The 23,216-nt window shown below is 62.8% G+C and carries 25 protein-coding genes; 14 read left to right on the forward strand and 11 right to left on the reverse strand.

Annotated features, from left to right (window positions below):
• The first annotated feature begins 186 nt into the window (after positions 1 to 186).
• A protein-coding gene (locus tag JOH52_RS08455; protein ID WP_011970797.1) for an IS630-like element ISRm2011-2 family transposase occupies positions 187 to 1,133 on the forward strand; the annotation gives its coding sequence in 2 pieces (ribosomal slippage) (positions 187 to 526 and positions 526 to 1,133; 948 coding nt in all).
• Between the two features lie 12 nt (positions 1,134 to 1,145).
• On the opposite strand, the gene trhO is transcribed toward JOH52_RS08455, so the two are convergent.
• From trhO to JOH52_RS08470, 3 genes are all read right to left on the reverse strand, one after another.
• The gene (gene trhO / locus JOH52_RS08460) at positions 1,146 to 2,093 is read right to left on the reverse strand and encodes an oxygen-dependent tRNA uridine(34) hydroxylase TrhO (protein ID WP_013844858.1); all 948 of its coding nucleotides are present in this window, start codon (positions 2,091 to 2,093) and stop codon (positions 1,146 to 1,148) included.
• Positions 2,094 to 2,171: 78 nt separating this feature from the next.
• Complete coding sequence (locus JOH52_RS08465) at positions 2,172 to 3,074, reverse strand: CHAD domain-containing protein (protein ID WP_010970266.1); 903 nt, start codon at positions 3,072 to 3,074, stop codon at positions 2,172 to 2,174.
• Positions 3,071 to 3,544 (reverse strand): CYTH domain-containing protein, encoded by a 474-nt coding sequence (locus tag JOH52_RS08470; protein ID WP_010970265.1) that lies wholly within the window; start codon positions 3,542 to 3,544, stop codon positions 3,071 to 3,073. The genes JOH52_RS08465 and JOH52_RS08470 overlap by 4 nt, the downstream gene beginning before the upstream one ends.
• A gap of 294 nt (positions 3,545 to 3,838) precedes the next feature.
• On the opposite strand from JOH52_RS08470, the gene JOH52_RS08475 reads away from it, so the two are divergent.
• The 6 genes from JOH52_RS08475 to JOH52_RS08500 all read left to right on the forward strand — a co-directional run bounded on the left by JOH52_RS08475 (position 3,839) and on the right by JOH52_RS08500 (position 7,302).
• The gene (locus JOH52_RS08475; RefSeq protein WP_014529912.1) at positions 3,839 to 4,477 is read left to right on the forward strand and encodes a 2-dehydro-3-deoxy-phosphogluconate aldolase; all 639 of its coding nucleotides are present in this window, start codon (positions 3,839 to 3,841) and stop codon (positions 4,475 to 4,477) included.
• 241 nt (positions 4,478 to 4,718) lie between these two features.
• Complete coding sequence (locus tag JOH52_RS08480; RefSeq protein ID WP_003528889.1) at positions 4,719 to 5,423, forward strand: tellurite resistance TerB family protein; 705 nt, start codon at positions 4,719 to 4,721, stop codon at positions 5,421 to 5,423.
• A 117-nt stretch (positions 5,424 to 5,540) separates the two neighbouring features.
• Positions 5,541 to 6,239, forward strand: a complete 699-nt coding sequence (locus JOH52_RS08485) for a GNAT family N-acetyltransferase (RefSeq protein WP_010970263.1) — start codon at positions 5,541 to 5,543, stop codon at positions 6,237 to 6,239.
• Positions 6,236 to 6,448 carry a hypothetical protein gene (locus tag JOH52_RS08490; RefSeq protein ID WP_003528892.1) on the forward strand — a complete coding sequence of 71 codons (213 nt, stop codon included), beginning with the start codon at positions 6,236 to 6,238 and terminating at the stop codon, positions 6,446 to 6,448. Before JOH52_RS08485 ends, JOH52_RS08490 begins: the two co-directional genes overlap by 4 nt.
• A gap of 171 nt (positions 6,449 to 6,619) precedes the next feature.
• Positions 6,620 to 6,859 (forward strand): type II toxin-antitoxin system VapB family antitoxin, encoded by a 240-nt coding sequence (locus tag JOH52_RS08495; protein ID WP_003528894.1) that lies wholly within the window; start codon positions 6,620 to 6,622, stop codon positions 6,857 to 6,859.
• On the forward strand, positions 6,859 to 7,302 hold the full coding sequence (locus tag JOH52_RS08500) for a type II toxin-antitoxin system VapC family toxin (protein ID WP_010970262.1): 444 nt from the start codon (positions 6,859 to 6,861) through the stop codon (positions 7,300 to 7,302). Before JOH52_RS08495 ends, JOH52_RS08500 begins: the two co-directional genes overlap by 1 nt.
• 124 nt (positions 7,303 to 7,426) lie before the next feature.
• Here JOH52_RS08500 and JOH52_RS08505 read toward each other — a convergent pair whose 3' ends face one another.
• The 3 genes from JOH52_RS08505 to JOH52_RS08515 form a co-directional block, all read right to left on the reverse strand.
• Positions 7,427 to 8,461, reverse strand: a complete 1,035-nt coding sequence (locus tag JOH52_RS08505; RefSeq protein WP_010970261.1) for a nickel/cobalt transporter — start codon at positions 8,459 to 8,461, stop codon at positions 7,427 to 7,429.
• Positions 8,455 to 9,099, reverse strand: coding sequence for a DUF1007 family protein (locus JOH52_RS08510; RefSeq protein WP_017266959.1), 645 nt, complete (start codon positions 9,097 to 9,099; stop codon positions 8,455 to 8,457). The genes JOH52_RS08505 and JOH52_RS08510 overlap by 7 nt, the downstream gene beginning before the upstream one ends.
• Before the next feature lie 119 nt (positions 9,100 to 9,218).
• Entirely contained in the window at positions 9,219 to 10,112 is an 894-nt protein-coding gene (locus JOH52_RS08515) for a LysR family transcriptional regulator (protein ID WP_010970260.1), read from the reverse strand.
• A gap of 586 nt (positions 10,113 to 10,698) precedes the next feature.
• On the opposite strand from JOH52_RS08515, the gene odc2 reads away from it, so the two are divergent.
• Positions 10,699 to 11,838, forward strand: coding sequence for an ornithine/lysine decarboxylase (gene odc2, locus JOH52_RS08520; RefSeq protein ID WP_010970259.1), 1,140 nt, complete (start codon positions 10,699 to 10,701; stop codon positions 11,836 to 11,838).
• Positions 11,839 to 11,923: 85 nt separating this feature from the next.
• On the forward strand, positions 11,924 to 12,514 hold the full coding sequence (locus JOH52_RS08525) for a GNAT family N-acetyltransferase (RefSeq protein ID WP_010970258.1): 591 nt from the start codon (positions 11,924 to 11,926) through the stop codon (positions 12,512 to 12,514).
• A gap of 97 nt (positions 12,515 to 12,611) precedes the next feature.
• Here JOH52_RS08525 and JOH52_RS08530 read toward each other — a convergent pair whose 3' ends face one another.
• The gene (locus JOH52_RS08530) at positions 12,612 to 13,247 is read right to left on the reverse strand and encodes a LysE family translocator (protein ID WP_013844857.1); all 636 of its coding nucleotides are present in this window, start codon (positions 13,245 to 13,247) and stop codon (positions 12,612 to 12,614) included.
• Positions 13,248 to 13,524: 277 nt separating this feature from the next.
• On the opposite strand from JOH52_RS08530, the gene JOH52_RS08535 reads away from it, so the two are divergent.
• The gene (locus JOH52_RS08535; protein WP_003528909.1) at positions 13,525 to 13,971 is read left to right on the forward strand and encodes a glyoxalase superfamily protein; all 447 of its coding nucleotides are present in this window, start codon (positions 13,525 to 13,527) and stop codon (positions 13,969 to 13,971) included.
• Positions 13,972 to 14,049: 78 nt separating this feature from the next.
• Here the strand turns inward: JOH52_RS08535 and JOH52_RS08540 are convergent, their stop codons facing one another.
• The 3 genes from JOH52_RS08540 to JOH52_RS08550 all read right to left on the reverse strand — a co-directional run bounded on the left by JOH52_RS08540 (position 14,050) and on the right by JOH52_RS08550 (position 17,112).
• Positions 14,050 to 15,039, reverse strand: a complete 990-nt coding sequence (locus tag JOH52_RS08540) for a WD40 repeat domain-containing protein (RefSeq protein ID WP_010970256.1) — start codon at positions 15,037 to 15,039, stop codon at positions 14,050 to 14,052.
• Between the two features lie 64 nt (positions 15,040 to 15,103).
• A complete protein-coding gene (locus JOH52_RS08545) occupies positions 15,104 to 16,204 on the reverse strand; it encodes a CobW family GTP-binding protein (protein ID WP_003528913.1) in 1,101 nt (366 codons plus the stop codon).
• Positions 16,205 to 16,320: 116 nt separating this feature from the next.
• Positions 16,321 to 17,112 (reverse strand): creatininase family protein, encoded by a 792-nt coding sequence (locus JOH52_RS08550; protein WP_010970254.1) that lies wholly within the window; start codon positions 17,110 to 17,112, stop codon positions 16,321 to 16,323.
• Between the two features lie 113 nt (positions 17,113 to 17,225).
• On the opposite strand from JOH52_RS08550, the gene JOH52_RS08555 reads away from it, so the two are divergent.
• The 3 genes from JOH52_RS08555 to JOH52_RS08565 all read left to right on the forward strand — a co-directional run bounded on the left by JOH52_RS08555 (position 17,226) and on the right by JOH52_RS08565 (position 19,902).
• Positions 17,226 to 17,729 (forward strand): MarR family winged helix-turn-helix transcriptional regulator, encoded by a 504-nt coding sequence (locus JOH52_RS08555; RefSeq protein WP_003528917.1) that lies wholly within the window; start codon positions 17,226 to 17,228, stop codon positions 17,727 to 17,729.
• Between the two features lie 108 nt (positions 17,730 to 17,837).
• On the forward strand, positions 17,838 to 18,860 hold the full coding sequence (locus tag JOH52_RS08560; protein ID WP_003528919.1) for a LacI family DNA-binding transcriptional regulator: 1,023 nt from the start codon (positions 17,838 to 17,840) through the stop codon (positions 18,858 to 18,860).
• Positions 18,861 to 18,933: 73 nt separating this feature from the next.
• The gene (locus JOH52_RS08565) at positions 18,934 to 19,902 is read left to right on the forward strand and encodes a 2-hydroxyacid dehydrogenase (protein WP_010970252.1); all 969 of its coding nucleotides are present in this window, start codon (positions 18,934 to 18,936) and stop codon (positions 19,900 to 19,902) included.
• On the opposite strand, the gene JOH52_RS08570 is transcribed toward JOH52_RS08565, so the two are convergent.
• The gene (locus JOH52_RS08570) at positions 19,899 to 20,654 is read right to left on the reverse strand and encodes a gamma-glutamyl-gamma-aminobutyrate hydrolase family protein (protein ID WP_010970251.1); all 756 of its coding nucleotides are present in this window, start codon (positions 20,652 to 20,654) and stop codon (positions 19,899 to 19,901) included. The genes JOH52_RS08565 and JOH52_RS08570 overlap by 4 nt on opposite strands.
• Before the next feature lie 221 nt (positions 20,655 to 20,875).
• Between JOH52_RS08570 and JOH52_RS08575 the strand changes: the two genes are divergently transcribed.
• Positions 20,876 to 23,197 carry a putative bifunctional diguanylate cyclase/phosphodiesterase gene (locus tag JOH52_RS08575; RefSeq protein ID WP_010970250.1) on the forward strand — a complete coding sequence of 774 codons (2,322 nt, stop codon included), beginning with the start codon at positions 20,876 to 20,878 and terminating at the stop codon, positions 23,195 to 23,197.
• Positions 23,198 to 23,216 lie beyond the last annotated feature (19 nt).

A 23,216-nucleotide genomic window follows, 5' to 3' on the forward strand; every position in this document is an offset into this window, starting at 1 on the left:
CCCGCGGGCGGCCACGGCATGCCCCTCAACCGGCAGGCGGTTGAGGGGCATCGACCGGGTGAATCCGGTTAGACTGAACCAAGCAAAGCTCTAGAGCGGGATGCATTTAGGCGGAATCGGAAAGGGGATTCCTTTTTCTGCGCAAATCAGATTCACCATTCAGGCCGGTGAAGGAGGCCGGCCTTTATGGCGAGACCTTTTTCGAATGATCTTCGGGAACGCGTTGTCGATGCGGTGACGGGCGAGGGCCTATCGTGCCGGGCAGCGGCCAAGCGCTTCGGCATCGGCATCAGCACCGCGATCGATTGGGTGCGGCGGTTTCGCGAGACGGGCAGCGCCGCACCCGGCCAGATGGGTGGGCACAAGCCCCGCAAGCTTTCCGGTCCGCACCGGGCTTGGCTGCTTTGCCGCTGCCGCGAGCGCGACTTCACGCTGCACGGACTTGTCGCCGAGTTGAGCGAGCGCGGCCTGAAGGTGGATTATCGCGCCGTCTGGACCTTCGTGCACGAAGAGGGGTTGAGTTATAAAAAAAGACGCTGGTCGCCAGCGAACGGGAGCGGCCCGACGTCGCCCGCCACCGGGCACGATGGCTGAAGCACTGCCCCGGAATTGATCCCGCCCGCCTCGTTTTCATCGATGAGACCTGGACGAAGACGAACATGGCGCCGCTGCGGGGCTGGGCGCCTCGCGGCGAACGACTGGTGGGCTACGCCCCCTTCGGCCATTGGAACACCATGACCTTTGTCGCCGCACTCAGGGCCGACCGCGTCAGCGCTCCCTTTATCCTCGATGGCCCGATCAATGGCGAACGCTTCCGCATCTATGTCCAGCAAGTTCTGGTGCCGGAACTCAAAGCCGGCGACATCGTCATCCTGGACAATCTCGGCTCCCATAAGGGTCAGGAGATCCGCGCCGCCATCCGTAAGGCCGGCGCCCGCCTGTTCTTTCTGCCGAAATATTCCCCCGATCTCAATCCGATCGAAAAGCTCTTCGCCAAAATCAAGCACTGGTTGCGTGAGGCACAGGCCAGATCACGCGACGCAATCCATGACGAACTGCGCCACATTCTCCAAGCCGTCACCCCACAGGAATGCGCAGCCTACTTCAAAGAGGCGGGATATGAACGGGCTTAAATACATACCGCTCTAGCTTCCGAGGTGCCGCGCGCCGCGCTTCTTCGCAAGCATGATCTGCCTCTGCCTCTGGCGGTAACGCTCGCGATCCTCTTCGGTGCGGGTGTCGTGGCAGTGGATGCAGGAGACGCCTTCCTCGTGAAGGGGCGACTGGAGGTCCTCGGGCGTCAGCGGCTGGCGGCAGGCATGGCAGAGCGTGTGTTCGCCTTCCTGCAGCCCGTGGGTGACGGACACGCGCTCGTCGAAGACGAAGCAGGCGCCTTCCCAGAGGCTCTCTTCCGGCGGTATTTCCTCGAGATATTTGAGAATGCCGCCCTTGAGGTGATAGACCTCCTCGAAGCCCTGTTCCTTCATGAAGGCCGTCGCCTTCTCGCAGCGGATACCGCCGGTGCAGTACATGGCGATCTTCGGCTTGTTGTGCAGGCCGCTATTGTTGCGCACCCACTCGGGAAATTCCCGGAAGGTCTTGGTCTTCGGGTCGACGGCTCCCTGGAAGAGGCCGATGGCCGTTTCGTAGTCGTTGCGCGTGTCGATGACCAGCGTTTCCGGATCGGAGATCAGCGCGTTCCAGTCCTTCGGCTCCACATAGGTGCCGACCACCTTTTTGGGGTCGATGTTCTCGACGCCCATGGTGACGATCTCCTTCTTCAGGCGCACCTTCATGCGCAGGAAGGGCATGGCCGAGGCCCGGCTCTCCTTGTGTACCAGGCCGGCGAATTCCGGCTGCGCGCGGACACAGGCAAGGACCGCCGCAATGCCTTCTTCGGTGCCGGCGATCGTCCCGTTAATGCCCTCATGGGCCAGAAGCAGCGTTCCCTTCACCCCATTGGCATCGCAGATCGCCTGCAGCGGCTCGCGGAAATCGGCGAAGCGCGGAAAGGATACGAAATGGTAGAGGGCGGCCACCAGAAACTGGCCCGGCGTCTCCGGGCGGCGCGATGTCGTGAGCATGTCGGTCATGCGGCACGCAAATACAGGTTTCGGGCGCCAAGTGCAATTGCGGCGAATCACGCCTGAGCGCGGCTTTCAGTAAGTGTTCTACCTTCCGGCTTCGAGCCAGAGCAGTTCGAGGGTTCGGCTCTCCCTCCGCGGCCGGTCGAGAAAGACCGCATCCGCGCGCTTCAAGGCCTCACGCCTCAGCTCGTCCTGCCTGGCCGCGACATTCGAAAGAAGATGTTCCCTGCTGTTGCCCGCCAGGTCCGGCCGTTCGTCGACGAGCGACATCAATGCGGCGATGTCGTTCAGATGGCCGAGCACATCGACCAGTTCGCTCGCCTCGGTTCTCTTCGCCCGCATTGCCGACGGCCAGGCCTCGCGAAGCAGGGAGAGCTGCATCCGGTAATCCTGTGCGCCCTTGCGCAGGTCGTGAAACAGCGTCGTATCGGAGCTTGCCGCACAGGCCGCCCTGGCGCGTGCGGCGCGCCGCAATGTCTGCCGCCAGCCCTTCGCCAGGCGGCGGGCGGATTTCCGCCTTCCGTCATGGAAGGAAACATGAGCGAGTGCGGCGTGCGCCTTTCGGCAATTGACGATGGTTTCTTCGATCTTCCGGTCGAGATCGCCTTCGTCTTCGGCAATCCGGTCGCGCCGGCTTGCGAGGATCGAGCAGATCTTGTCGAGGGCCAGCTGCTGCTCCTCGCTCGCCGCGTGCCGGCGCAGATACCCGGCATTCTCGACAAGCGCTGCCGCGTCGCGGAATGTCGAGAGACTGCGTGCCATGGCGCGGAAGCGGGCGTTTTCCTGCCTCTGGAAGAGTGGCGCATCCGCGGCCACGAGGCGATAGAGCGAGCGCAGGCGCTTGAAGCCCTTGCGTGCATCGTGGATCGCTTCATGCACGCCTTCGGGTTGGACCTCCAGCATCGCGATCGCGCGTTCGATCTGTTCCCCTCCGACGGCGCGGAAGTCCTCTGTAAAGGGGCGCTTCGGATGGAAGGCAAAGGTCATGTCTGCGCTTCCAGCAGTCCTTCGGTGGCAAGCGCCTGATTGGAGTAGCGGCGATCGCCGGTGATCTCGCGCCCCAGCCAGGCCGGCAGGTTGGGCAGGTCCGTTTCCCGCTTCATTTCGACTTCGGCGACTGTGAGCCCTTCAAGCGCGCCCTCATAGACGTCGACCTCCCAGGTGAAACCCTTGTGCGGTATCCGGAAACGCCGCTTCTCGATGACGATGCCGATCGCCTGGGTCAATAATTCCCGCGCGTCATTCATGGGGAGATCGTATTCGTACTCGTTGCGGACGAGCGCCGATTTGCCGATCTTGATGGTCAGGCGTGCCCGCTTGTTGCCGTGAATGCGCACGCGTACGGAGCGGTCTTCCATGGTGACGACGTAGGCCTGACGTAGCCTGATGCCCTTGTCCGCGTGTTGCCGCCAGCCATCGGTGGCGACAAGAAACTTGCGCTCAATCTCCTTTGCCATGGATCTCCTGCCATTTCGAGAAGTCGGCCGGCACAGACTACCGTTTAATCGATGTCGCTCAAGTCTTGTCCCTTCGATCACGATGATTTTAGATCGGATGGACCTGAAATCGTGAACGTGATCGGTCCTGACAAGTTAGAGCGGAAGCGGGCGGAATAGCGCGAACCGTTTTCCGGGGCGCGATCTACCGCAGATGGTTTCTCTTCGGCGGCAGAGTAGCTTTCAGGCTCGACAACCGCAGACCGGCACGCTATGCGAGGGGCATTATTCAATCGTTTTAAAAGGACGATCGGCATGAGCGCGAAAACGGACAAGCTTCTCTCCATCCTCAAGCTGCAGCCGGTGGTTCCGGTCTTGGTGATCGATGATGCGGGGTCGGCGGTACCGCTCGCGCGGGCGCTGGTCGCCGGAGGCCTCAAGGCGATCGAGATCACCTTGCGCACGCCGGCCGCGCTGGAGGTGATCCGTGCCGTCGCGAATGAGGTTGAGGGCGCCGTTGCCGGTGCCGGCACCATCCTCAATGCTGCCCAGTTCGAAGAGGCCGTCGCGGCCGGGTCGCAGTTCATCGTCAGCCCCGGCACGACGCAGGAACTGATCGACGTCGCCAACGATCACGAGGTGCCGCTGCTACCGGGTGCGGCGACGGCGAGCGAGGTCATGGGGCTGCGCGAGGAGGGCTACGATGTGATGAAGTTCTTCCCGGCCGAGCAGGCCGGAGGCGCTGCCTATCTGAAATCGCTGTCGTCGCCGCTCGCAGGCACCATGTTCTGCCCGACCGGCGGAATCTCGCTTGCCAATGCGCGCGACTACCTGACGCTTCCGAACGTCGTTTGCGTCGGCGGCTCCTGGGTTGCGCCGAAGGACCTGGTCGTCAGGGGCGACTGGGCCGGCATCACCAAGCTTGCGGCCGAGGCCTTCGCGCTCAAGGGCTGATCCTAGTTAGAGCGGGACGAGGAAAAGTGTGCCGTTTTCCGCCTGCATCCCGCGTCTCAACTTCTTGGAATCGATCACGCCGGCACGCGATGGAAGAAGGCCGGCATTCGTCCGGCCATTTCATTCTTCACGCCGGTTTGTATTTCCGTGGCAACGTTCCTATGTCTCAATCGGCCAACGACGGAGCGGGGTGGGGCGTTCATGCCTGCCATCGCGCATGGACCGAAAAGGAGCAAGCCTGATGTTCGACGCGAAGAAATTGCTGGATCAGTTCCTGGGATCGCAGGTGCCCGGCGCCGGAGGGACCGTCCGCGGCCGGGCGGATCAGGTGACCAAAGTCGCGAAAGACAATCCGCTTGCCAGCGGCGCGATCGCCGCGGTCCTGCTCGGCACGAAATCCGGACGCAAGCTGGCCGGCAATGCCGCCGTCCTCGGCGGTCTCGCCGCGATCGCCGGCCTCGGCTATCAGGCCTACAAGAACTACCAGTCCGGCAAGGAGCCGGTGGCCGAGCCCGCACCACGCGCACCGGCGCAGTTGCCGGCGCCGCCCGCCGACTCCGGCTTCGCCGCGCCGGAAGCGCTGAGCGACGACTTCGCGCTCGTTCTGGTGCGCGCCATGATCGCCGCCGCGCGCGCGGATGGCCATATCGACGGCACCGAGCGCGGCCGCATCATGGACAAGCTATCCGTTTCGGGCCTTTCCGCGGATGCGGCGGCCTTCCTGGAAGCGGAGCTCGTCAACCCGATCGATCTCGACGCCATCATCTCCGCCGGGAAGACGGAGGAGGAGCGGGTGGAGATCTATACGGCCTCCCGTCTCGCGATCGAGCCGGACGGCCGGGCCGAGCGCGGCTATCTCGATCTGCTTGCCGGGCGGCTCGGCCTGGCCGATGCGCTCGTCGACCACATCGAGGCGACGGTTTCTGCGGCAAAGATTCCGGCTTGAACGAATTCATGAGCGGGCGTCGATCCGTTCCGCTCATGGGTCGCATCACGAGTTTGAATTTGTCACCGCCCTGCGTCTGTCCTATGGCCAGTGCGAATGCAAACGCGGGAGCAGTTGATGCGTGATCTTGCCCACTGGAAAGGATGCTCGGCGCCGAAACCGGTGCTCATCGAGGGGCGATACGTCCTTGTCGAGCCCTATGATCGGGCGAAACATCTGAACGCCCTCTGGAGCGATGCCTTCGGCGGCATGGCCATCAACCCTCTGCTCAAATATTTCTCCCAGGAGGATTTTTCGGGCATAGAGGATTTCGACACCTGGCTTTCGGCGGTTCAGCAGAAGTCGGGCTGGGTGACCGAGGTCTTTCGCGAGAAGGCGAGCGGCAAGGTCGTCGGCATGGCAAACTACATGCGCGCCGATCCCGCCAACGGCGTCGTCGAGGTCGGCGGCGTCGCGCATGGGTCCGCCATGGCGCGATCGCCGCTTTCGACTGAAGCGCACTATCTCATGGCCAGGCATGTGTTCGACGACCTCGGCTATAGGCGCTATGAATGGAAGTGCCACAGCGAAAATCAGGCGAGCCGCACCACCGCGGCGCGCCTCGGCTTCATCTTCGAAGGCATTTTCCGTCAGCACATGGTTTCGAAACGCGCCAATCGCGATACGGCCTGGTTCTCGATGATCGATCGCGAATGGCCGCTCATCAAGACCGCTTTCGAGCAGTGGCTTTCGCCCGACAATTTCGATCGCGACGGACGCCAGAAGCAGCGCCTCGAGGATATCCGCGCAACGCTTGCGCAGGAGGAACGAAGGTGAGCACGCCCGAGAAGGAGAAATCGCCCGCCGTCGCGGCAGCCATCATTCTGCTGGTGGTCGGGATCGGCTTCTTTGCGCTGCCCTCGATCATGGTGAGGCTCGGCGACATATCCCCATGGCTTGCGGCCGCCGTCGGCTGCCTATTCGTGATAGCCTTCTTCCTGATCTTCTGGCTGCGCGCCCGGTATCAGCGCCGGAAGGGACTGTGAGTCTCCGGTCGGCTATTTCCGCATATTCTATTGAAGGTGCGGGTGCTGCGGGTCAGTTCGGATACCTTCAAGAGCGGGTACCGACATTCTCGTCGAACGTGCCAGCGTAAACTGCTTCTGGTGAGGATATGAAAAGAAGGATATTATAATATCCTCGAAAGGATATACTGTATGCCGCTCTATATCAAGGATCCCGAGGTCGACCGGCTGGCCGAGGAGCTTATCAGCCTGACCAAATCCAGCAAGGTGGATGCGGTCAAGGACGCGCTCAAGCATGAGATAGCCAAACGTAAGGCCGTTCTTCCTGTCCGAGAACGCCTTGCAAAATCCCTTGCCATGGCGCGCGAGGCCGGTCCCTTTGCCCCCGGCAACCACAAGCGGGAAACCGACGACATGTGGGGCGATGACTGATGCTGTTCATTGACGCCTCGGTTATCGTCGCCATTCTGGCCGAGGAAGAGGATGCCCCAAGCCTGATCGATCGGCTCGAGCAGGACGGCGGCCCCTACTACGTCTCGCCCGTCGTGCGGATGGAAGCGACCCTATCGCTCACGCGCCGATTGGCCGAGGCCGCAGGCAGGGGTGGACCAGCAACACCCGAGATGATGGACACGGCGCGCCGTCTCGTCGAGCAGTTCATCTCCGACCTCGATTGCAAGGAAGCGATGATTTCTGGCGACGTTGGCTCCAAGGCGCTTGATGCCGCGCGGCAGTTCGGCAAGGTCATGAACCACCCCGCCAAGCTGAACATGGGCGACTGTTTCACCTATGCCTGCGCGCGGGCTTATCGTACCCGAATTGCCTATAAGGGTGACGACTTCACCTATACCGATCTCGGCTGGCATAGCCATTAAGGTCTATCGGAAAGCCACGCCAAACCCTGGGGCGCGGCCTACCCCTTCTCGCCGTCGGAACGGGGAGAAGGTCGCGTCAGCGAGATGAAAGGCGGTTGCGGGTGGAATGTTCTTCCGAGGTAACTCAGCTCTGCAGCGCCGCGCCCAGGAGCACCAGCCCGAGCAGCAGGACAAGCAACGCACCGGCGATCTCGATGCCGTTCGAGATGCGTGCCGCAGCCGAATCGCTGGAGGCATAGCGCACGGCAATGCCCTTGGCCGTCACGGCCATGGTCGCCAGGATCGAAACGGTGATTGCCGTGCCGATCGACATGGCGAAGACCGAAAGCACGCCGCCGAGATAGAGCCCGTTGAGGAGGGCGAAGGACAGCACGATCAGCGCGCCGGAGCAGGGCCGCAGGCCGACTGCGACGATCGCCGACCAGGCTTCGCTGAGCGCGAAGCGGTCGCCCTTCAGGAGCGCCGGATCGGGTGCATGGGCGTGGCCGCAGGTGGCGCAGACCTCGCCGGGCCCGTGCGCATGCCCGTGCGCATGGTGGTGATCATGATGATGATGCTCGTGGCCGTGGCTATGACCGTCATGGGCATGCACCGTGGCCGGGGCAGGGGCCGGACGCAGCATCGATCGCAGCTTGCGGAAGACCAGCCAGCCGCCGAAGGCCGCGATCAGCGCATAGCTCGCGATTTCGAGTGCACGGGTGGCGTTCGTCATGCTGATCGAGGAGCCGCGCAGCACGAGATAGACGGCGCCGATCAGGAGGATGGCAACGACGCCCTGCAGGATCGAGGAGAGGAAGGAAAGCAGCACGCCTCTCTTCAGTTCCGTCTCATTGGCGATCATGTAGGAGGAGATGACCGCCTTGCCGTGGCCCGGACCGGCGGCATGGAAGACACCGTAGGTGAAGGAAAGGCCGATCAGGGACCAGAGCTGCCACGGGTTATCGCGCATGTCCTTGAGTGCGTCGGTCAGCATTCGGTAGAAGCCCTGCTGCTCCATGTTCACCCAGGAAAAGAACCCGCCAAGGAAGCCCGTCGTCCGGATGGAAGGTTCGGCAGTGCCGATGCCGAGAGGCGACTGGGCGGCGGCGACGGTTGCGGAAAAGGCCGTCAACAGGAGGGCGGCCACGATCAGGCGGCCGGCGTTGCGGGCATTCAGCATGTGATCTCGATCCTGGTTGCAAAGAGCTTCGACGTGTCGGTCCCGGTCGGATCGTTCCAGAAGGCGTCGGTCAGCGTGTCCTTGTTCTCCGCCAGCACTTCGTCGGGATCGGGCCGCACCACCTGATGCTGGCAGGCCTCGATCTTGTCGCCGACGACGGAGAGGTCTTCGTCGGTCGGGAAGTCAATGGCGGTATACATGGTCGGGTCGTAGACGCCGAAGGAAAGCTTGCCCTTGAGCGGCATGGTCTCGGCAGGCTTGACCGCGAACATCATCAGGAGCTGGTTATCCTTGTAATCGACGGTGATGCTGTCGGGTCTGTTGACCTTCACGGATTTGCCGTTGTCGGAAATCGACGTGTAATAGTTGTACTCCGCCAGCGACTCGAGCACCGTCTGGCCGACTTCCTTCAGTTCATCCGGGTCGAGCGTGGCGTTCGCGTTCTTGTCGAAGTCGAGAACGACGCTTGCCGAAAACAGCTCGTCGAACCGCCAGACATTCCTCAGCTCGCCGATCCCGCCCTTTTCGTCGGAGACGATCTCCAGGCGAGCTTCCGCGAATATATGCGGGTGGGCGAAGGCGAGAGCGGGCGCGAGGAGCGTCGCAAGGCCGGCCATGACGATGCTTTGTGTTTTCATGGGAATGGGAATCCTTTCGGCCGAGGCCGCGCGAATCGTCCCCGAATGTACCGTAAATGAGACGGAATTGGGACTTGTAGCGCATCGTTTCCACCGGGTGAGGAAGGATCGCAGTCGCATCAGCGCGTCCTGCGGAACCAGCTGTGGAGGAAGTCGACGAAGGTGCGAACCTTGGTCGGGAGGTAACGACGATGCGGATAGATGGCGTAGATGCCGCGATCCTTGGGCAGGAAATCGTCGAAGAACGTCACGAGCTCGCCGGCAGCGATCTTCGGCCGGGCGATGAAATCGGGAAGGACCGCCACTCCGATGCCGCTCACCGCGGCCCGCGCCGCGGCAAGCGGGCTGTTGACCTCGATCTGCCCGCTGACCGACACGGTGAATGGCGAACCGTCCTTTTCGACGAAACGCCAGCTCGAATAGGACCGGCCGTTGGTGTCGAGGATGCACGGCAGCTTGGAAAGTTCGCTCGGATGCCCGAGGGGGCCGGCCTTGGCCATGAAATCCGGCGAGGCGCAGACCAGCACCTGAAAGTCGTCGAGCTTGCGGGCGATCAGCGTCGAGTCCTCGAGCCGGGTGATTCGGATGGCGACGTCGAATCCTTCCTCGACGAGGTCGATGAACCGGTCGTCCGAGACGATGTCGAGCGACAGTTCGGGATGCTCCTTGCCGAAGTCGATCAGGGACTGGCCGATATCCGCATCGACGAAAGTCCTCGGCACGGTGATTCGCAATCGGCCCTTGAGGTCGGAATTGTTGGCACGCACGAGATCGGCGAGGTTGTCGATCTCCTTCAGGATCTCCGATGCGCTGCGGTAATAGGTGTGTCCGGCCTCGGTCAGCGAGAACTGGCGCGTCGTGCGGTTCAACAGCAGCGCGCCGAGCTCGTCCTCGAGTTCGCGCACATATTTCGACAGCAGCGCCTTGGATTTGCCGATGCGCCGGGCCGCGGCCGAAAAGCCTTCCGCGTCCACGACATCGATGAAGGCGCGGATGCGGGTCAAGGTATCCATGATTCGTCTTTCTCCGGCATGCAGGCGAAAACGCGCTTGGTAGACGGGTCTCCGGTTCCCACCCGCACGCACGGCCCTGCTGCGATCGTTCAGCCAAAGTGAACACTGGCGCCGTTGCCCGGTCCAGAAAAAATTAGCGGCGAGATGGAAAAAACTCTTGATTACGACAATGATTTTTCTTACCTACGCCTTGCCCAAAGTCGCACGTGCCTGTGGGTGTCCGCCGACCCTCGATTAGGTGAGGTTATCGGTAAGGTACCTGGAACTAACCCCTCCAGTCGCTATTCCGGCCAACCGGGAAATGCGAGGACATCTTGAAGCAACGACGGTGCGGGCCTTTCTGGTGTCTGCCGGCTCTCCAACAGCCGGGGTTACTGAAGAGGCACACCTTCATTGCCGGAAGTGCGGTTGGGTTATTCCCTCCAATCCATGGCAGACAAAGCCGAATCCTAGCCTTTGCGGGCTTTGATTCAAATTCGCGCATCGAGCGCATGCATGGTTCCGGGGTCTCCACCGGCTGGTTCCAGTGCAGGCGCGCGTATGCCCTTTGTCCTCCACAGTCGTGGAGTCTAATGGATCGGGGAATATGGCCATGACCACCGCACGTATCATCGACTTCCTCAACACCCGACGACCCGAAGGTCCTTGCCTCGTTGTCGACCTCGACGTCGTGCGCGACAATTTCAAGGCCTTCCGTCATGCGCTGCCCGACAGCGCGATCTATTATGCCGTGAAGGCAAACCCGGCACCGGAAATCCTGCGCCTTCTCGCCGGCCTCGGCTCCAACTTCGATTGCGCGTCCGTCGCCGAAATCGAAATGGCGCTCGATGCCGGGGCGACGCCGAACCGCATCTCCTATGGCAACACCATCAAGAAGGAGCGGGACGTTGCGCGCGCCCATGCGCTGGGGATCAGCCTCTTTGCGGTCGACAGCCACGAAGAGGTCGAGAAGATCGCGCGCGCCGCTCCCGGTGCCCGTGTCTTCTGCCGCGTGCTGACCGATGGCGAAGGCGCCGAATGGCCGCTGTCGCGCAAGTTCGGCTGCGTGCCGCAGATGGCGGTCGACGTGCTCGTCTATGCGCACCAGCTCGGGCTCGTCTCCTACGGCGTCTCGTTCCATGTCGGCTCGCAGATGACGAAGCTCGACGCATGGGATGCGGCTCTTGCCGATGCCAAGCGCGTCTTCGTCCAGCTTGCCAAGCAGGGCATCGAGCTAAAAATGGTCAATATGGGCGGCGGCTTCCCGACGAAGTACCTCAGGGACGTTCCGTCGGCCGAGGCCTATGGCCAGGCGATCTTCGGCGCGCTGAAGAAGCACTTCGGCAACAACATTCCGGAGACGATCATCGAGCCGGGCCGCGGCATGGTGGGAAATGCCGGCGTGATCAAGGCGGAAGTCGTTCTCGTGTCGAAGAAGTCGGACAACGACAGCCACCGTTGGGTCTTCCTCGACATCGGCAAGTTCGGCGGTCTCGCCGAGACGATGGACGAGGCGATCCGCTATCCGATCCGTACGGCCCGCGATGCCGATGCGATGGAACCCTGCGTGCTCGCCGGCCCGACCTGCGACTCGGCAGACGTGCTCTATGAGAAGAACATGTATCCGCTGCCGATCTCCCTGACGATCGGCGACGAGGTTCTGATCGAAGGCACGGGCGCCTACACGACGACCTACTCGGCCGTCGCTTTCAACGGCTTCGAGCCGCTAAAGGCCTATGTCATCTGATCCTGCTCGCTCCCGTTCACGCGGGAGCGGCTTTCACAATTCATGTCCGGTCCGCCTGAAGCGGTTTTGATGACGGGAGGCCCAGATGGCCGCTGTTGTTGATTCCTTGCGCGCGTTCTTCGCGCCAACCACCTTTGTGATCGACTCGGAAAACCCGGGCGATGTCGTTGCGCGCGAGAACCTGCTCGACCGCGCCATGGGCGCGGGTCGCCGCAGGAAATCGTCGGAGAAGCTGCGTCGCGGCCGCGTGCCTGCCGAGGGCCTTGCCCTTGTCGCCCGGGATGCCGACGGTCACGTCATCGGCACCGTGCGCCTCTGGAACGTCGAGGCCGGCGTCAACCGCGAGGGCCAGCCGGTGCCGGCGCTGCTGCTCGGCCCGCTTGCGGTCGATCCGGCGCATGAGGGCAAAGGTATCGGCGGCATGCTGATGCGCGCGGCGGTCCAGGAAGCCAAGAACCGCGGCCATGGCGCCGTCCTGCTCGTCGGCGACGCCGCCTATTACGAACGTTTCGGCTTCTTCTCGCAGCGCGCGCAGCATCTCGTCATGCCCGGTCCTTTCGAGCGCAATCGCTTCCTGGCGCTCGAGCTCAAGGAAGGCTGGCTCGACGGTGCTGCCGGGATGCTGGTCGCCAGCGGCCGGAAACTCGCTTTGCCGCCGCTTCGCCGCGCCGCCTGAATTTCTTCCGCCTCTCACCCTGCGGAGGTGGATTATCAGCAGCGCTCCTGCCGTCCTTCGCGGCGGGAGCGCTGTTTACGCACTTTTCCGAAGTGCTCTAATTCGCAGCGCGCCGATAGAGCGCCAGAGATCCGGCGAGCGCCAGCAGTGCGCCGCCGCAGATGCGGTCGAGCCAGATCGCGCCGGAGCGCCTCATGAAGCGGACCGCCTGCGACCCGAGCAGGGCGTAACCGAACATCACCACGAAATCGATCGACGCGAAGACGATGGCCAGCATGGCGTATTGCGGCGCCTGCGGCAGGGCGGGATCGATGAATTGCGGCAGAAAGGCCGAAAAGAACAGATAGCCCTTGGGATTGGTGACGGCGACGAGGAAGCTCTTGGTGAAGATGGAGCGCGTTGCGCCGGAATCCGCTCCCTGCGGCGCTTGCGACGGGAGTTCCAGCGTTCCGCGCGATCGCAGCAGCATGACGCCGAGATAGGCGAGATAGGCGGCGCCCAGCCATTTGACCACGGAGAACCAGAACTCCGACGCTGCAAGCAGTGCACCGAGCCCGAGTGCGACCGCGCCGATCAGCACGAAATCCGAGAGCATCGCGCCGATCATTCCTGCCGTTGCCCGTTTCACGCCAAAACGCGAACCATTGGTGAGCGCGAGAAGCACGGTTGGTCCAGGCGTTGCGATGCCGATGAAAGCGACAAGCGCGAATGCGAGAATGGTGACTTCGCTCATGATGTCCTCCCTAGATCACTTTTCCTCATCCCGCTCTTGGCGACGCCAAGTCGTCCCATAGCTGTCGCGTGCGTGCAAGTGGCCATCGCCGGCGGCCCGCGCGTTTGACAGCCTGCATGGTTTCCCCTATTCAGGCGCCGGGCGAGGGCCCCTGCCGTCCGCGAGCGTCAAGCTTCGGTGAAGTCTCTCTTTTCGACACGGTCACGCCGAGCGGCATGCTGCCGATGGCAATGCGGACACCCATCCAGAAATGCATGCCGTAACAGGAGACCCTGTCATGACGCATGAATTACGAAGCCTTCCCTCGCTCGATGCGCTGAAGGACCAGGCCAGACGCCTGAGATCCCGGCTTGCGTCGGAGGGTGACGAAGTCACCCACTCCAAGTCGCTCGAGCTGGTCGCCGCCCAGTATGGCTATCGCGATTGGAACACGCTGCACGCGGCCGTCGGCAACCGGCCTGCTTTCAACCCATGGATGCTCGGGGCGCGGGTCAAAGGCCGTTATCTCGGCCAGGCTTTCGAAGCGGAAATCCTCTCGGCCCAGGCGATCAGCGCGAAACCGCGACGTTATCGGCTGACGTTCAAGTTCGACGAGCCTGTCGACGTCGTCACATTCGAGAGCTTCTCCGCTTTCCGACAACGGGTCACCGCCACCATCGATGAAAGCGGGCGGACGGTCGAGAGGACCTCGGATGGGCGGCCGCATCTTGAACTGGAGTGGTGAGGAACAGGCGGAGCTGGCCCTCATCCGGCTTGCCCCCGCCTTTTCGCCGCAGCGGCGGATTGCATGCATTCACGCCTGCTACCCGGCGATATCCACCACACCGCAATCGCCCGCCGCCGATCCGAAGGCGAGTTGGCGGCCGCTCTTGTTCCAGGCCATGGCGGTGATCGCGCCATTGCCCGGGCGACGCAACAGCACTTCCTTGCTGTCCGCGAAGCGGGCGGCGAGGATCATGCCATCCTCATAGCCGATGGCGACGATATCGTCTGCCGGGTGGCAGGCGACTGTCGTCACCATTATGTTGGCGCGGGTGCCGAGCTCGAGCGGCGCCTTGCCCATCGGTCCGTCCTTGCCCTGAAACGGCCAGACGATCGCTGCCGGCGCGCCGGACGAGGCGAGCCACTTGCCCTTCGCAGACCAGGAGAGTGACTTCACCTTGGCCGGATAGCCGGTCATGCGCATGTGCCGCGCCTCGGCGCCGGGCTTCGCGTCGAGCTTCCAGCCATGCAGCGCATTTTCCTGCATTGCGGTGACGACGAAGCGTCCGTCGGGAGAGAAGGTGACGCCTGTGTGGGCGCCCTTCCATTCGAGATCGACCGGCTGGCCTGCCATGGCCACCCAGTGCAGCGAGACGCCGTTGTATCGCGCGGCGGCGATCCTCAGGCCCTTGGGTGCGAAGGCGATGCCTTCGACGGTCCGCTGCTCGGGAAATTCCCTGGTGGTACCGTCGGAAAGGCGGACATGCGTCGTCTTGCCGTAGGCGTAAGCGACCGCACCTTGCGGTCCGGCCGCAACTTGCGAGATCCATTTGCGACCCGTGTCGGCAACGAGGCTCGCCGTGCCGTCTGCCGAAATGCGCATTACCTTGCCGTCTTCGCCGCCGGTCAGCAGCGTGTCGTTCGCCTCGTCGACAACGAAGGACAGCAGCCCGTCATGTGCTTCGGTCGTCTTGTGGCCGTGATCGAGCCGGTGGATCGTGCCGGCGGCCCCGGCGAAGAAGGGAACATCCTTGAGGAAAGCCACGCCGACGACGTGGCCTTCGAGATCGAGCGGAGCGACGGTCGGCATCAGTTGGACGGGCTTTCTTTTTTCATCATGAACTTATCCCGAAGCCGGGCGCCATCTTCCGGGATCATGCCTGGACTTCGCACGCCTTGAAGGTGCGCTCGATCTTCTCGCGGTCGAGATCGCGGCCGATGAAGACGAGCCTGCTTTCGCGCTTCTCGCCGTCTTTCCACGGGCGCTGGTGATCGCCTTCGATGATCATGTGAACGCCCTGGACGACATAACGCTCCGCATCGCCGGCAAAGGCGATGATGCCCTTGAGGCGCAGGATGTTCGGACCGTCGGTCTGGGTGATCTTCTGGATCCAGGGGAAGAAACGATCCGGATTCATTTCGCCCCCGCGCAGCGAAATCGACTGCACCGTCACGTCATGGATCGGCGAGGGACCGTCGTGATGGTGATGGTGATGGTGGTCGTGGTCGTGATCATGATCATGATCATGATGGTGGTGATCATGATGGTGGTGATCGTGGTCGCAATCGGGACCGCAAACGTGGTCGTGATCCTCCTGATCGAGGAAGTGGGGATCGTTTTCGAGCGCCCTGTCGAGATTGAAGGCCCCCTGGTCGAGCACCTTTCCGAGGTCGATCTCGGAGCGCTGCGTGCGATAGATACGGGCGGACGGATTGATGACGCGCACGGTCGCCTCGACGCGCTCGAGTTCCTCCGGCGTCACGAGGTCGGTCTTGTTGAGGAGCACCACGTCGGCGAAGGCGATCTGGTCCTCGGCCTCGCGGCTGTCCTTCAGACGCAGCGGCAGGTGCTTGGCGTCGACGAGCGCCACGACGGCGTCCAGTTCGGTCTTGGCGCGAACGTCGTCATCCATGAAGAAGGTCTGCGCGACCGGCACCGGGTCGGCAAGGCCGGTGGTCTCGACGATGATCGCGTCGAAGCGTCCGGGACGGCGCATCAGTCCTTCGACGACACGGATCAGGTCGCCTCGAACGGTGCAGCAGACGCAGCCGTTGTTCATCTCGTAGATTTCCTCGTCGGACTCGACGATCAGGTCGTTATCGATGCCGATCTCGCCGAACTCGTTGACGATGACCGCATATTTGCGGCCATGATTCTCGCTGAGGATGCGGTTCAGAAGCGTCGTCTTGCCGGAGCCGAGATAGCCCGTGAGCACGGTGACGGGGATCGGCTTCTGCGCGGATGTTTCGGTCATGGGAACCTCGAGGGTTGGCGATGCGCCGCGGGCATCGATGGTTGGGTTCTCATATAAGAGATGAGGTGGCGATGCGCAAATACAGACCTGTGTCGCGATCGACGGGGGAGAAAAAATCAGTCGAGCTCGCCGGCATCGAAGGCGTTCACATCCTCGAGCAGCTCGATGATGCCTTTTGCCGCATGCGCAAGCAGCGCTTCGCCGCGCTCGGCGGTGGCGGCGGCGGCATTGCCGGCGACGCCGTCCGGGTTCAGATCCGACATCTTCCAGCCGAAAGCGTGCGGGCCGTAAGCGCGCAGATGCTTGAAGGAAAGCGCGAATTCGCCCTGGCGCGAAGGGAAGGCGCGGGCCTTCGCCATATCCACCTTGTCCGGATGGAGCGCCAGCATGACCGAGGTCTCGATATCGCCGCCATGGATGTCGACCGCCTTGTCCTTGGCGCTGATCCAGCCATCCGGCTGTCCGAAGCGTGTCCAGCTCGTCGCCACGGCCAGCATCCTGAAGCGTATCCGCGCCTCCGTCGCTACGATGGTCATCAGGGGCGAATTGCCGCCATGTGCGTTCAGCATCACGAACTTGCGGACGCCGAGTCCGGCGAGACTCTCGGCGATGCCGAGCCAACGTTCGATCGCCTCGTCATAGGCGAGCGTGCGAGTGCCGGAAACATCCATGTGTTCGATCGAATAGCCGACCGGTTCGACAGGCAGGAAGGTCACGGGCAGTGCTTGGGGGAGTGCGGCGATGACGCGCTCGACGATGCCCGCCGCGATCAGCCGATCCGTTTCGAAGGGGAGATGCGGCCCGTGCTGTTCATGTGCGCCGAGCGGGAGCACCGCGATCCAGTCCCGCCGCTCGACGGGTTCGAGTGCGGCGGAATTGTCGGTCCATCGGGGCTTCGGCAACGACATTTCTACTCGGCCCTCGGCGTGGTTTGTCGTAAAATCGTTATTTGAGTCATACAGTTCGTAAACTCAAGCCTTATTGCTATAAGTGTAGTGTAGGGGATTCGGCGGGAGGTCCAATGGGCAAGAAGAGCAAAGCCGAAAGGAAGGGCAAGAACGGCAAGAAGAAGGACGAGATCGTCGCCGAGGCGAACGATCACGATCTTGCTTCGGTTCTCGTCCAGGCGGCCCGCTCGATGCGCACGGTGCTCTCTCGCAATCTCGTCGCAAGCGGCCTTTATGCCGGGCAGGACGGCGTCATGCTCGCCCTTGCCGAAACCGACGGGCTCACGGCCGGCGCGCTGGCGGGCAAGCTCGGGGTTAAGGCACCGACGATGACGCGCACGATCGGCCGCATGGAAGCGCAGGGCTTCCTCGAACGCCGGCCGGACAGGGACGATGCCCGGCTGACCAAGGTCTATCTGACAGAGCTCGGCCGTGATCGTCTGCAGATCATCGCGGAAGCGGGCCAGCATTCCGAGAAGCTCGCAACACGCGGTCTGACCGACAAGCAGGTGCGCACCCTCATGAAGCTCCTGCGCGCCGTCGACAGCAATCTGCAGGCCGCCAGAGCTGCGGATTGAGCCGGGGTTTGAGAACCGGGCGGCTTGAACTTCCCGATTGCAGCGATAATTTAAACAGTTTAAAGGAATTTAAACTGGCTGACGGCAGCGACTGCAACGGGGGATATGGTGGCGCAAAAGGTCAAGCTTTCTACAATCGCGGAAACACTCGGCCTTTCGACGGCGACGGTATCCCTGGCATTGCGCGACAGCCCGCTGGTGGCGGCGGTCACACGCGACAAGATCAAGGAACAGGCGCGCGCACTCGGCTACATCTACAACCGCCGTGCCGCAAGTCTCAGGACGTCGCGCTCGGGCATCATCGGTGTCGTCGTGCACGACATCATGAACCCGTTCTACGGTGAGATCCTCAAGGCGATCGAGGCTGAGCTCGATCGCGACAAGCAGACCTTCATTCTGTCCAACCACTACGATTCCGTCGAGAAGCAGCGCGATTTCATCGAGACGCTGCTGCAGCTCGGTGGCGACGGCGTGATCATGTCGCCCGCTATCGGCACGCCGCCGCAGGACATTCAGCTTGCCGAGGACAACGGCATGCCGGCGATCCTGATCGCCCGCTCGATCGAGGGGCTCGACGTCCCCATCTTCCGCGGCGACGACGCCTATGGCATTTCGCTGGCGACCAATCATCTCATCGGGCTCGGCCATCGCTGCATCGCGATGGTCGGGGGAACGGACCAGACCTCGACCGGCCGCGACCGCTACCAGGGCTACGTCAACGCGCTGCGCAAGGCGAATATCGAGGTCGACCCGGACCTGCGCATCCCGGGGCCGCGCTCCAAGCAGGGCGGTTTCGAGGCCGCGGTGCATCTCCTTTCGCTGCCGCAGAAGCCCACCGCGGTCGTCTGCTGGAACGATCTCGTCGCCATCGGCATGATGAACGGCATTGCACGCGCAGGCCTCGTGCCGGGCGTCGACATCTCCGTCACCGGCTACGACGATCTCGAGGAAGCGTCGATCGCGACGCCGGCGCTGACGACCGTCTGGAACGGCCAGGCGGAGGTGGGGCGCAGTGCGGCGCGCGCGCTCCTGGACAAGCTTTCCGGCAGCCATGAACCCGACGGCATCCATCTGATCAAGCCGGAAATGCGCATCCGCCAGTCGACCGGCCCGCTGCGCGTAACGGCTTGATCGATCCCTCCGAGTCTGAACAGGATGCGTGAGTGTTCGTCCGCATTCCCGCCATGTCCGGAAAGGAAACCCGATGAGTCGTCCTAGAATTCTCGTGCCCGGGAAGATCAACCCGAGGGTCCTCGAACGATTGCCGGAAATGTTCGAGACCGTGCGCATCGAGCGCGCCGATGCGGCCCTCGTGACAGCCGACATGCGCGACGTTTCCGGCATTGCCGTTTCGGGCAAGCTGCCGGTGCCGCTGATGGATGCATTCCCCAGCCTCGAGATCGTTGCGAATTTCGGCGTCGGCTACGACGGCGTCGATGTCTCGCGTGCAGCAGCCCGAGGGATTGTCGTCACCAATACGCCTGATGTCCTGACCGAGGAAGTCGCCGACACGGCCATCGGCCTCCTCCTCAACACGCTGCGCCTCCTGCCGCAGGCCGAGCAATGGCTGCGCCAAGGCCGCTGGGTGCGCGAGGGGGCCTTCCCGCTATCCCCGCTTTCGCTCCGCGGCCGTACGGTCGGGCTGTTCGGCCTCGGCCGGATCGGCCTCGCGATCGCACGGCGGCTCGAAGCCTTCGGCGTCTCGATCGCCTACCACACGCGCACGCCGCGCGAAGGCCTCGGCTTCACCTATCATCCGACCCTCGTGGGTATGGCCGAGGCCGTCGACACGCTCATTGTCATCGTGCCCGGAACAGCGAGCACGCTGAAAGCGGTCAATGCCGATGTTCTTTCGGCGCTCGGCCCGAAGGGCGTGCTGATCAATGTGGGTCGCGGCTCGACGGTGGACGAGGCGGCGCTTGTCACCGCACTTCAGAACGGCACCATTGCCGGCGCCGGCCTCGACGTCTTCGAGAACGAGCCCAATGTTCCCGAGGCGCTGCTTTCGTTTCCGAACGTCTCTCTGCTGCCGCATGTGGCGTCGGCCTCTGTCGTCACCCGCAACGCCATGTCCGATCTCGTCGTCGACAACCTGAAGGCATGGTTCTCGACCGGTGAAGCTTTGACACCGGTGGCCGAGACGCCGTTCCGGCGTAGAGCGATCCAAAACTAACTGGCCTTGCTCTCACAATAGGCGCGCGCGGCATCGCCGAAGGCCTTGAAGAGCGCGGCCGACGGGGCGTCGGTCCGGACCCAGTATTCGGGATGCCACTGCACGCCGACGGCGAAGGCCTTGGCGCCGATGACCGAGACCGCCTCGATGGTCCCGTCGTCGGCCACGGCTTCGACCGCAAGGCGCGGAGCGGCGGCACCAATCGCCTGGCGATGCAGCGAATTGACCCTTACGCGGCCGGTGCCGAGGACCGGGGCCAGACAGCTTCCTTCCTTCACGACCACATCCTGGCGAATGCCATAGGCGACATCGAGATCCGGAACCTCCGGCTTGCGATGGTCCCAGATGCCGGGCTGCTCCTGGATCTCGCTCGCAAGCGTGCCGCCAAGCGCGACATTGAGCTCCTGTATGCCGCGGCAGATCGCGAACAGGGGGACGCCGCGGTCGAGTGCGCGGCGGATCAGCGGCAGGCTGGTCGCATCGCGGCCCGGGTCGAAAGGCCCGTCCGCTTCGCTCGCCTCCCTGCCATAGAGCGAAGGGTGGACGTTGGAGCGGGCGCCGCTGGCGAGCACGCCGTCGACGCGGTCGAGAATCTCGTCCACATCGTTCCCGGCCTCCAGAGCGGGAACGAGAAACACCATCAGCCCGGCGCCCTCGACCGCCGCGCGGACATATTGGTGGGCGGCAACATGCCAGACATTGCCGTCGAATTCGCGGAAATCGCAGGGGATGGCAACGACAGGTTTCGACATCGTCAGACTCCGGTTATTATCCGCTAAAGCCTTGCCGCCAGAACCCTCAAAAAGTCAACTGGGGGGAGCTCGGACACCGTCGCCAGTCGGCGACTGTAACGTCGCGCATAGCACGGGGACACATATCCGAAACGCTGATACCGACAGGGGCCAATATCTGCCGGGGCAATCTTTCGTTAAGTCCTCGACCCTAACAATCCGGCAAACCGGAGCTTAGGTTCATGACCCGCAATGAACGGGGCGCTCTTCCGGCAGACATCTATCTGTCGTTCGTAAGCTCGCTCTACCAGAATCGAGGGACGTTGGTGATCGGCATGCTATCGCATGTCGTGACCTTTCTGCTTGTCTTTCTGAAGACCTCCGACACGCTCTATCTCGGCTGCACCGTCGCGATCGTCGTCCTGTGGATCGTGCGCAATCTCGACATGATGCGCTTCGACCAGCTGGATCTGTCCGGGGCGGACTACGCGGCCATCAGAATGTGGGAGAACCGCTACATCGTCGGCGGCGTCGCCGTTACGCTGACCTGCGGCATCGCCTGCGGATATGCGATAGCGGTCACCCGGGACGTGTTTTCCCAGGTTGCATGCGTGTCGGTGACGCTTGCCTCGATGATCTCACTGGTGGGCCGCAACTACGGTTCCGAGCGGGCGGTACTGCTTCTGTCGTCTTCGGCCTGCCTGCCGATGATGATCGGCGCCCTGTCGCTGGGCGATCCCTTCATGGCCGTCCTCGCGGTTCTGATCGTGCCCTTCATCCTGACGACCTGGATGATGGCGAATAATGTGCGCGGCTATCTTTTCGAAAAAATCCTCGCAGCCCGGGACGAGAACGTCCTTGCGGCACTGGAAACGAAGACGATCGCGGGGCAGTTCGACGCGGCACTCAACAACATGACTCACGGTCTTTTCATGCTGGACGACCGGCATCGCATCGTGGTGGCGAACGAGCGTGCCTGCGAACTTCTGCACCTAGGCGACAAGGCGCAACTCAAAGGTTGGCTGCTCGGTGATGTCCTCGAGCGCGGGAGCGATGCGCTGGCGCTCGACCCGGAAAGAAGCGACAGCATAGCGCGGCAGCTGGACCTGCTGATCGAGGGAAAGCGTTCGCGCGCGCTCGTCACCATATCGGAGGAGCTTCTTCTCGAATTCTCGGCGAACCGCCGCGAGAACGGCGAAATCGTTCTTATATTCGAAGACGTGACGGCGCGCGTTCAGGCAGAAAGGCAGGTTCTGCAGATGGTGCGCTTCGACACGCTCACCGGTCTGCCGAGCCGGGACTATTTCGCCGAGCTCACCCACAATGCGGTTGCGGCCGGCACGGCGCATGATCGCGACATCGGCCTCCTGCTCGTAGACATCGCCGAATTCAAGCACGTCAATGACACGAGAGGCCACGTCGCCGGCGACAAGCTTCTTCAGGCCATCGCCGATCGTCTCAAGGGTCTCGCAGGCAGTGAGGCGATCGCCGCCCGGCTGATGGGCGACGAGTTCGTCGTGTTCTTTCATAACAGGGTGGGCCGTTCCGGTCTGGAGGAACGGATTCGCGCCGTCCATGCGAAGCTGCACGGCACCTATATGGCCGACGGTTTCACCTTCAACATGGCGATGAATGCCGGATTCGTCATTGTGAGGAAGAGCGAATTCCGGTTAGAGGAACTACAGATCAAGGCCGATCTGGCGCTATCCGAGGCCAAGGCCCGAAACAACGGCGGCTGCACCGCCTTCGAGGCCGAGATGGAAGGGCGCTACCTCGACCGCCAGAAGCTCAAGAGCGACCTGCGCGAAGCGATTGGGAGAGGCGATCTCAGCCTTGCCTACCAGCCGATGTTCACGCCGGATGGATCGCGTGTCGTAAGCTGCGAAGCGCTGGCGCGCTGGACTCATCCGGAGCGCGGCCCAGTCCCGCCCGACATTTTCATCCAGCTTGCCGAAGAGATGGGGCTTGTCACGGACATAACGCGCTTCGTTGTGCGGCATGCCTGCCGCGATTGTCTGACTTGGCCGGCCGAGGTGGCGGTTTCGGTCAATCTCTCCGTTCTCGACCTTCACGGGGACGAGATCGTCGCGATCGTGGCGGAAGCACTTGCAGAGAGCGGCCTCAACCCCGCCCGCTTGCATCTCGAAGTCACCGAAAGCTGCCTGATGGACGAGCCCGTCAAGGTCCAGGCCGTGCTTCGGGAGCTGCGCGAGCGCGGCATGGCGATCGCGATAGACGATTTCGGAACCGGTTATTCGAGCCTCAGCTACCTCGATGCGCTTCCGGTCAGCATCATCAAGGTCGACCGGTCCTTCGTGCGCGACATCCATGTGAATTCCCGGCGCTTCAAACTCCTGCTCGGCACGGTCAATCTTGCCCGCGCCCTGGAGCTCAAGGCGGTCGTCGAGGGGGTCGAGACGGCCGAACAGCTGCAGCTCATAAACGAGCACAATTGCGCCGATCTGATCCAGGGCTTTGTCTTCGCTGCCCCAATGCCCGCCTCTGCCGTGGCCGTCCTGTGCGGGCATGGCATGCCGGAACCGGTTGCGGAGCGGACCGCCTGACGCCTTTCGGCGCAATGTC

It is taken from the genome of Sinorhizobium meliloti (assembly GCF_017876815.1).
GTDB lineage: Bacteria > Pseudomonadota > Alphaproteobacteria > Rhizobiales > Rhizobiaceae > Sinorhizobium > Sinorhizobium meliloti.